Source organism: Synechococcus sp. MU1655 (assembly GCF_023630655.1).
Classification (GTDB): domain Bacteria; phylum Cyanobacteriota; class Cyanobacteriia; order PCC-6307; family Cyanobiaceae; genus Synechococcus_C.
This window is the reverse complement of sequence record NZ_JAKUHK010000066.1, coordinates 1-8,110: the sequence shown is the minus strand read 5'-3', so window position 1 is coordinate 8,110 and position 8,110 is coordinate 1. Positions and strand designations below refer to the sequence as shown.

Below are 8,110 nucleotides of genomic sequence, written 5' to 3'. Positions count from 1 at the left end.
CTAAATATCGTTCGTTTTGGATTTCAAATGCATTAAATAACCAGTCATTCTCCTCTGCATCATTGATGGTCACCAAGTGACCGCCTAAAGCATTCGCATTCGCCTCTGCTTCTTCCCATGTGGGACCTTCGACAATTACATAGGCAGAATCACCACGCCGGATGAAGGGGGTTTCTGCTATTCCGACCGTATCGGGACTGTATTCGAAGTTAGAAGGCACATCATTCCACTTCCTATTAGCAGCCCATCCGAGATGCATGAAGTCTTCAGGAGCCCCATTATAACTGTTATTTGGTTCACCTACAGCCCAATTTGTGTACGTTACTGCTTCTCCACTAATCCATCTCCAGTCACCTTCCTGTTCTCGATCTGTAAAGCCAGTGAGATAAAGCTGCCCTCCGACATCTAAATATCGTTCGTTTTGGATTTCAAATGCATTAAATAACCAGTCATTCTCCTCTGCATCATTGATGGTCACCAAGTGACCGCCTAAAGCATTCGCATTCGCCTCTGCTTCTTCCCATGTGGGACCATCAACGATGGTGTAAAGGCTGTTACCTCTGATTACTGATTTCGTTGGATCCACCTTGGATCCATCAGACACTTCAAAGGTTGTTTGGATTCCTAATGCTGCAACTTCATCTTTGTTTAAAGATTTTAAATTGCTAGCTTCATCAGCCAAAAGGAAATAATCGAGTGTCCAGGTACCTATCTCAGAATTTGCATCTAGAACTGTTTGATCTGTATATATTCCATCTAGGAAATTGCCTGTTGAAGGAGTAGAAAAATATCCTGCATCAAGGAATTGATTACCACTAGGGCTACGCCATCGCGCTTGGGAGGGACTGCCCCCATTACCGTTGGCATAAGTCCCGTCAAATACGCCACTGATGTCATCAGTAATTTGAGCAGAGACATCAATAGTGACATCGCCATTTGATAGATCAAAGTTATAAGATGAGAGTTCATAAGAAATCAGTGTTGGTGCTGTTGTATCTGAAACTTCATCACCCAATTCAGAAGAAGCCCATGTACCATTAGCATTCAATTTTGCAATAAAACCATTTCTCGCATCTTCATATAGATCCAAATCACCTTCGGAGACAAGAGATACATCACCAAAACTGGCAGTATCACCAAACTCTCCAAATATTAGAGATGAACCATCTGCTAATGGCGTGATACTTTTGCCGTAGTCAGATAGACTTCCTCCAGCTTGAGTAGCCCACTCAAATTCTCCATCAGGGCTCAATTTTGCAATTACAACATTCTCTTCGCCACTCTCCTCTTTAATAAGGTCTGTACTTCCAAAGCCAGTGGTTCCACTTATATATCCAGTAACAAGTGAAGATCCATCACTTAGTGTTGAAACATCTTTGCCACTATTTTCCTGACTCCCAAAGGATTGAGAGGCCCATTCCCAATCTCCATTGGTATTGAGTTTAGCAACGAACAGTTCTTGACTAAAAGATCCTTTGTAAGAGAGAAGCGTTGAGCCAAAGCCAGCTGCTTGCGTATCATTTTTACTCTTAAAGTATCCCGTAATTATTGAGGAGCCGTCACTCGAAGTCGAAATCCCCCTAGCTTCCTCAGTTCCAGGTCCAACAGATTGACTGGCCCAAACAAATTCTCCATTAGGACTTAGCTTTGCAACATAGATATCATCCGAGAAGCCATCATTAGAAAAATCATCTGCTTCTTCTCCTTCTTCTGTAGATGTAAGTGTAATATCTCCAAAAGACTGAATGCCCCTGAAGGAGCCAGTAATAAGCGATGATCCATCCGCAAATGTCGCGAAATTATTTGACGAAGCAAATTCTGAAGTAGGTGGTCCTTGAGTCGCCCAAGCAAAGCCACCATCAGGATTTAACTTGGCAATGAAAACATTTCCTTTATCAGAATTTTCAGCCGTTATAGATATATCTCCAAAAACAGCTGTGCCATCAAAATATCCTTGTAAAAGCAAAGATCCATCATTAAGTGCAGAAATACTCCTGCCATTGATGTTTGATTCATCGCCACCAGCTTGAACAACCCAGGCAAAAGATCCATCAGGATTCAACTTTCCAATAAAGACATCACTAGAGCTATTGCTTTTAGAAATTATTTCATTACCAAACCTAGCCGTACCCTCAATGTAACCAGTAATGATTGAGGAGCCATCACTAAGAGCGGTAATACTATTGCTGCCATCATCCTCAGATCCACCAGCTTGTGTTACCCAGGCAAAAGATCCATCAGGATTCAATTTAGCAACAAAAATATCTTCCTCATCTTGCGTTGTAGAAGTGAGTACTTTGTCCCCAAAGCGTGCCATCCCCTGAAAGCTTCCAGTAATCAACGAAGAGCCATCAGCGAGAGCATATATGTCATTACTATCTACATTTGCGGAACCACCTACTTGTTGTGGCCAGCTAAATTGAGATGCTTCTGCATTAATCTTCTGCCCATCCACCAGGATTTGAATTTGATCGTTTTGCAGCTGGATTGCTTGCTGCTGCTCTGAGCTCAGCTCTTCACCGAGCAATTGCCGCGCAAATAATTCACCTTCATCCCCAGGAGTATCCACTTCAGTGAACTGAGCATCCAAATGATGCCCCAGCTCTTCTGTCAGTACGGCCTGGATTTGCTCTTCACTGGCAGTTTTGAACCAATCTTGATTGAGATAAACGGTTCCCGTGCTTGCTGCATAAGCTCCCGCAGCACCCGGCATCGATGTGGCAGGTAGCAGCTCAACTGGTGGCAATTCGCTGAAATCACCTGCAGCCATGGCTGATTCCAGCTCCTCAAGCCGTGACTGCTCCCCTTCCAAGGCAAGTGCACTTCCTGCTGCCCTGCTGATCGCTCCTTCCGCAGCCCAAGCCTTCAGCTGGGCTTGCCAGATTTCAAGCAGCGTCAGAAATGATGGATTCAACATCAATCAATTGCAGGCGTTATCGCAAGAAGCAGCCCAAGACTTACCTTGGACTTCTAAGACTTTAAAGTATTTCCTAAGGTTTCTCTCAGGATTCCTTCACTTTGTTCGTCAGCCCAGATCCTATCTGCCGCAGTCGATTTCAGCTATTGCTCAAACAAAATGCAAGATCTGCATCCAATGTTCGGCTTGGGTTACGCAAATTATTGAGGGACAACGGCAAAACATCTCAGGAGAAGTGCTCATCAACACTCCCCAGCACTGGTCTCGTTAACAGACCAGCTCTGACACAACTCCCTCCTGCTCTAGGCGTTTCATCACTCTTCGGCACTCTGTGCGGCTCAGGTTCAAATTCCGGGCAGCGCACCATTGAAGAATCTCCTCTTCCTTGCAACATCCAGCCTTGATCGAGGCTTGAACACGCGCGGTGCATGTGCCCGGTGGAGGGTGTGGAGGGTTATTTACAACACTTTTCTCTATAGGGACAGAAACAACATCATCAGAACCATTGAACTGAGGCTGCTCTGAACTATCCATACCCTCCACCTTTGATCCAGAGCCATTGCAATAGCTTTGTTCTGGTGGTGGTGGGTTGGCCTCTGAACGCTCCACCGGTGGCGGGTTGGACTCTCCACCACCACGTTTGATCCCAAAGAAGTCAGCCCAATCAACATCCTTAAGTGGCTTGATGTCGTACACGGTGCAGTGTTTGGTGGAGCGTTTGTGGAGGGTTTGCCGGTAACCCTCCACCCTTCTCAGCTTTCTACCGAACCTGGTATTACTCATCGGTTTACGCCCTTCTGCCTCACACCATTCCCGGTAACGGACATAGAGATTCCGCGCGGAGATTGCATTAATTCCAGTCGGATAGATTTCAATCAGATACTGCAGCCAAGGGTTGGCATCCAGCTGTGCATCGACGGACGCTGCTCCAAGGCTTTCCACTTCGCCTGCACCGGCAAATGCCTGTGCCATCTCCTCCTTGCTCATAGTCATGGCCCACTGGTAAATCCCAGGAAGCTCTTCCATGAGCTTTTGCTTTAGGTGCGGGTCCTTGTTGCTAACCGAAAATGGAATAGAGAAAGTAATAATCCTGCGGGACATTCCTTCCACCCCGCCATCATCAGCAACACGCGGCTGATCATTATAAAAACGCCAGATCACGCAACCCAAGCGGGCATCGCACTTGTTCTTATATTTAATCCAAATCTGGACCGGTTCATTGCTAACGATGCTGTTGAAGCATCCTGGATCCGTCACAATTCCGGAGCTATCGAAATCAATCGCGGCCTTCTTATTCAGCAAGCTGGCCAATGAATCCGGATCACCAAACATTTTGGATCTAAGTGTCCCAACGCCATGACTCCCGCCATTCAGTGCCCGCAACACCTCGGATGTCACGCCCTTACCGCATCCCTTAGGGCCGCCAACATCAAAGGCAACTTCATAGGGGAAAGGCGCATCAACCGGCTTAGAACAAATCGTCCAACGGAATGCGGCCCTGAGCACATTCACAACAGCTGGATCGGGCGTGCCATCAGCCTTGGTGTAGGTCTTCTTGATGAAATCAAGCCATTGGGGACACTCTGCTTCCGGGTCGTAATTGAACGGAAAGCAAAAAGTGAGCCGATCGGTTTGCCGGTGACCAGGCAACAGCTCTTTGGTGTTTAAATCAAGAGTGCCATTGGAAAAGGCCACCAGATTTTCGTTATCCCAATTTCTGACCTCTAAATAGGCTGTGATCTGGTCATGGATGGAGTTCATGCGGCCATTGCCGCGAGCATGAAAGTCGTGTTCATCCATCAGCTGATGGATGGGCCTCATGAGGGGCTTACGGTCTTCCATTCGGCTCCAATGGTTGCCAATCCATTCATACGTGCCAAAAGATGGATGTTCGGCGTAGTGCTCTTTTAAGACCGTGCTGAATGGTGTAGCAACGTAGTGAATGTTGCTTGGTTCTGGCGTCCAGGTAAAAGTAAAAAAGTACTTTTCCTCCTTTTTATCAAACGTCCACTCGCCAGAAGACTGCGCAATCTTGACCAGCCGGTACAAAGCCTCGAGCCCATGCCGCACGATGAAATCATCAGTACCGTTTTTGTCACCATTCAGTTCACAAGGAAGTTGAATAACTTTGGGGATAAAGGGATGACCAGCTTGATTCGCGAGCCAGGTGCAAAGTGCAACGAGTGCCGCCTGGATCTGAGGTTTGAGAGTCAGGTCTGAGTCAAAAATCACATACACATTTCGTTTCCAATCAATCGACTCGAGCTCAGGAATTGGCTGTGACTCTCCCGACCGCTGGTCTTTCCAGCACCAAATACCAGACAAGCCAATGGCTGGAACGTGGTTGAGATTCAAACAATCAGTCTTTTTTTCACCCTCAGTGATGAATAGGTTCCGCCCTGTTTCAAGGTGACCGTTAGGAAAAAGTGGGCTGAAATAGGGCCTACAGCCAGCTTTTGCAGAACTGAGATACTTAGGAGATCCGTCCTTGAATCCGTGTGGCTTTAGGCGATAGAAGTCCTTGCCGTTGTGCTGATATGGCTTTCCATCAGGGTCTCGGTACGGAACAACCCACCCCTCCTGCTCATGTCCAGTAAGTTTCTTTGCCTCTAGAACAGTGACGCTGCAGTAGCCAAGCTGGTCGTGGATCTCTGGAGGCAGTCCAGAGCCAACAAGCTCCTGAAAAAGCTCCTGAACAAGCTGGGGATCATTGATCATGATTCCTCCCCATAACGTTCATAAAGGGATGCCCAAACACTGCTGATCCAGATCGCAGCCGCAATGACGCTGGCTTCATCCAGTCCGCCTCGTTCTAAGGACAACGCAACCAAACAACGGGCAATGTGCGCCATTGTTTCTCTGCCATAACCAACAAAGGGATCAGGATTGGTCCCTTTCTCCTGTGCTTCTAAATCCATCTCGCACAGGCGTTCAAGCACCAATTCCTGTGCGCTGGTCGTTGGATGAGGGACGTGCTCCTGAAATAGAATAAATAAATCGATATTGGGCCTTTCGCTATTGCCGTAGCGGGGGTCTTTTTTTTGCACGATCAACCCTCCTTTCTTACAAGGAGACCGCGCTGATTGAATGCACTGCGTACGTTTTCAACGTTCCAGGTGATCGATGAATTGCGGCTCGGACCGAGGTTGTAATCGCGTCCGTTTTCTAAAAATCCACCAGCGATATCGCGGCGGCGCTTGAGCGTGTCGCTTGAGACGCCGAGCTGCTCAGCAGCATCAGGGGTGCGCTTCCAAGGCGAAGTCATTGTTGTCAATTAACAACGAAATCCACTACCGGCTATCTGTCCACGATCCGGCTGGTTGATCCCGTTTTCTCTCGTCTGCTTATCAAGCCCAGGGGGAAAGCGTTCCCGAGTCCTGTGACACTGACATCTCCAACCGTTTCACCTGGTGCACTAGCAGACCGTCAGCTGCTCTAGTGACTTGTAGAGCCTGCGGCGATGGGTGATCATCGTGATTCCACAGACGAATCGTTAAATCGAGAAAATTCGAGTTTCGACAGAATTACGCTACACGCTGTGGCAAGTAACAGCAAGATTCAAGATCACCACCACAAGTGGTGGGAAAGGTCAAACAACTAGACCACCTGAGATCAGACTTAAGAATCAGACTCACTCACCAGTCTCAGGGAGTGAGATCCAAATGGAGCCAAGCGGATTCGAACCGCTGACCCCCTGCATGCCATTCAGGAATTTGAAGGCCCAAGACTCATTGCCAGCACTGGAATGACACTTAAATAATACAAATTATGTGCGCAGAATCATGCGCAGAATTGTCCTACCAGATTTCAGCCTCCGAACAGAAGTCAAGACCTAAGTAATCAGACGGAAGCAACTCAGGTCTTTGCAACCTGCAAAACAGTCCTTTTGGACATGGCACGAGCAAGAGCAGCTGAGACCGCCGTCCGTATCGACAAACTCCAAGTGCTGATCAAAAGGGATTTCAACTCATCCTTTCGAGTGAGTGGCTCTCACCCCAATGGGCAATCTCGCCAAACTGCACCCATGTGGCAGCAGCAGCCTGATTACGCCCGATACAAGGAGAAGTCCAACGGTGAGGGCTAACTACTGAACAGGCAAGAGAGAACACTCATACAGATCAAGCCAGATGCACCAACACAACATGCCGAGTTCGTGTTGTTGAGCTACTACCGCTTGTCAGCACACCTTGGGCAGCCCGTCAGGAAGCAGCGGATGCTCAGGCTCTAGGGCTTGTTGTTTCAAGCATTTTTACATCGAGAAAGCCCCTAATAATTTGTCTTCCCCCATCTGGGGGAGCAATTAAATAAAAAGATCCCCCAAATGGGGGATCCCCAAAAAGCCCCAAGCTCACTCTAGATAATCTTCCAAATATGAACCCACGGCAAAAGAGAAATTGTCAAATCATGCGCCTGAGAGGAGGGTGAAAACGAATGAAATATAGATGAGAAAGTCTTAATGTAACTATCATTTAATATATCCATAAGAAGCGTAATGTTGAGCCAATCAACGGTTTTGAATTAATTTTGACTTCGTCTTTGACTGCTGTATTGCAATCTTGGAATCAGCAACTTTCTGGTTGGGCGCAAGAAAATTCAATTAGCAAAGCTTCCCGTGCCGCCCTTGCGATTGGAAATGAAGAGCCCCTGATTCAACAGCTTGAGGCCGAGTGGGCGGCAGGAGATTTCAGTGGTCTCCCGCCAATTGAGCTCCTTACAGCAGAAGCAATGCCTGGTGCCGCGGCGGCTTATGCAGTGAGCACAAGCACGATTTATCTCAATCAAGATTGGCTCAACACTGCCAGTGAAGACCAAATCCAAGCCGTACTGACAGAAGAGCTAGGGCATCACCTGGATGCTGTGCTCAATCTTGCTGATACCCCGGGCGATGAAGGTGAGCTGTTTGCGCAGCAATTACTCGGGCAAGAGCTGAGCGCAGAGCAGCTGCAAGCGATCCAGCAACAAAACGATCAGCTTCAAATTCTGGTGGATGGCCAGTGGATTACCGCAGAAGCAGCGATTGATCTCACGCCTGTTCGCCCCGGTGGCGACGGCCCTGAAGTTCTCAGCGGCACTCCTGATGATGACCTGATCGATGGCTTTGGTGGGGATGACACCATCACAGGCCTAGAAGGCGATGACATCCTCATCGGTGGTGACGGCAATGACGCCATTGACGGCGGCACGGGCACCAAC

At 47.9% G+C, this 8,110-nt stretch carries 6 protein-coding genes; 2 read left to right on the top strand and 4 right to left on the bottom strand.

Annotated elements, in window-relative coordinates; genetic code table 11:
* The coding region (locus NCN04_RS04810) for a lectin-like protein (RefSeq protein ID WP_250395343.1) at nucleotides 1-2,770 on the bottom strand (2,770 nt) is incomplete at its 3' end.
* Here NCN04_RS04810 and NCN04_RS04805 point away from each other — a divergent pair.
* Nucleotides 2,769-3,188, top strand: a complete 420-nt coding sequence (locus tag NCN04_RS04805) for a hypothetical protein (RefSeq protein WP_250395342.1) — start codon at nucleotides 2,769-2,771, stop codon at nucleotides 3,186-3,188. The two genes, NCN04_RS04810 and NCN04_RS04805, sit on opposite strands and share 2 nt — an antisense overlap.
* On the opposite strand, the gene NCN04_RS04800 is transcribed toward NCN04_RS04805, so the two are convergent.
* Genes NCN04_RS04800 through NCN04_RS04790 form a run of 3 tightly spaced genes read right to left on the bottom strand, consistent with a single transcriptional unit; the run spans nucleotide 3,185 to nucleotide 6,182 of the window.
* Nucleotides 3,185-5,635, bottom strand: coding sequence for a DUF3854 domain-containing protein (locus tag NCN04_RS04800; RefSeq protein ID WP_250395341.1), 2,451 nt, complete (start codon nucleotides 5,633-5,635; stop codon nucleotides 3,185-3,187). The genes NCN04_RS04805 and NCN04_RS04800 overlap by 4 nt on opposite strands.
* Nucleotides 5,632-5,970, bottom strand: a complete 339-nt coding sequence (locus NCN04_RS04795) for a hypothetical protein (protein WP_250395340.1) — start codon at nucleotides 5,968-5,970, stop codon at nucleotides 5,632-5,634. Before NCN04_RS04795 ends, NCN04_RS04800 begins: the two co-directional genes overlap by 4 nt.
* Nucleotides 5,967-6,182, bottom strand: a complete 216-nt coding sequence (locus NCN04_RS04790; protein WP_250395339.1) for a hypothetical protein — start codon at nucleotides 6,180-6,182, stop codon at nucleotides 5,967-5,969. Before NCN04_RS04790 ends, NCN04_RS04795 begins: the two co-directional genes overlap by 4 nt.
* Nucleotides 6,183-7,465: 1,283 nt before the next feature.
* Between NCN04_RS04790 and NCN04_RS04785 the strand changes: the two genes are divergently transcribed.
* A partial coding sequence (locus NCN04_RS04785) for a hypothetical protein (protein ID WP_502988752.1) occupies nucleotides 7,466-8,110 on the top strand: 645 nt, incomplete at its 3' end.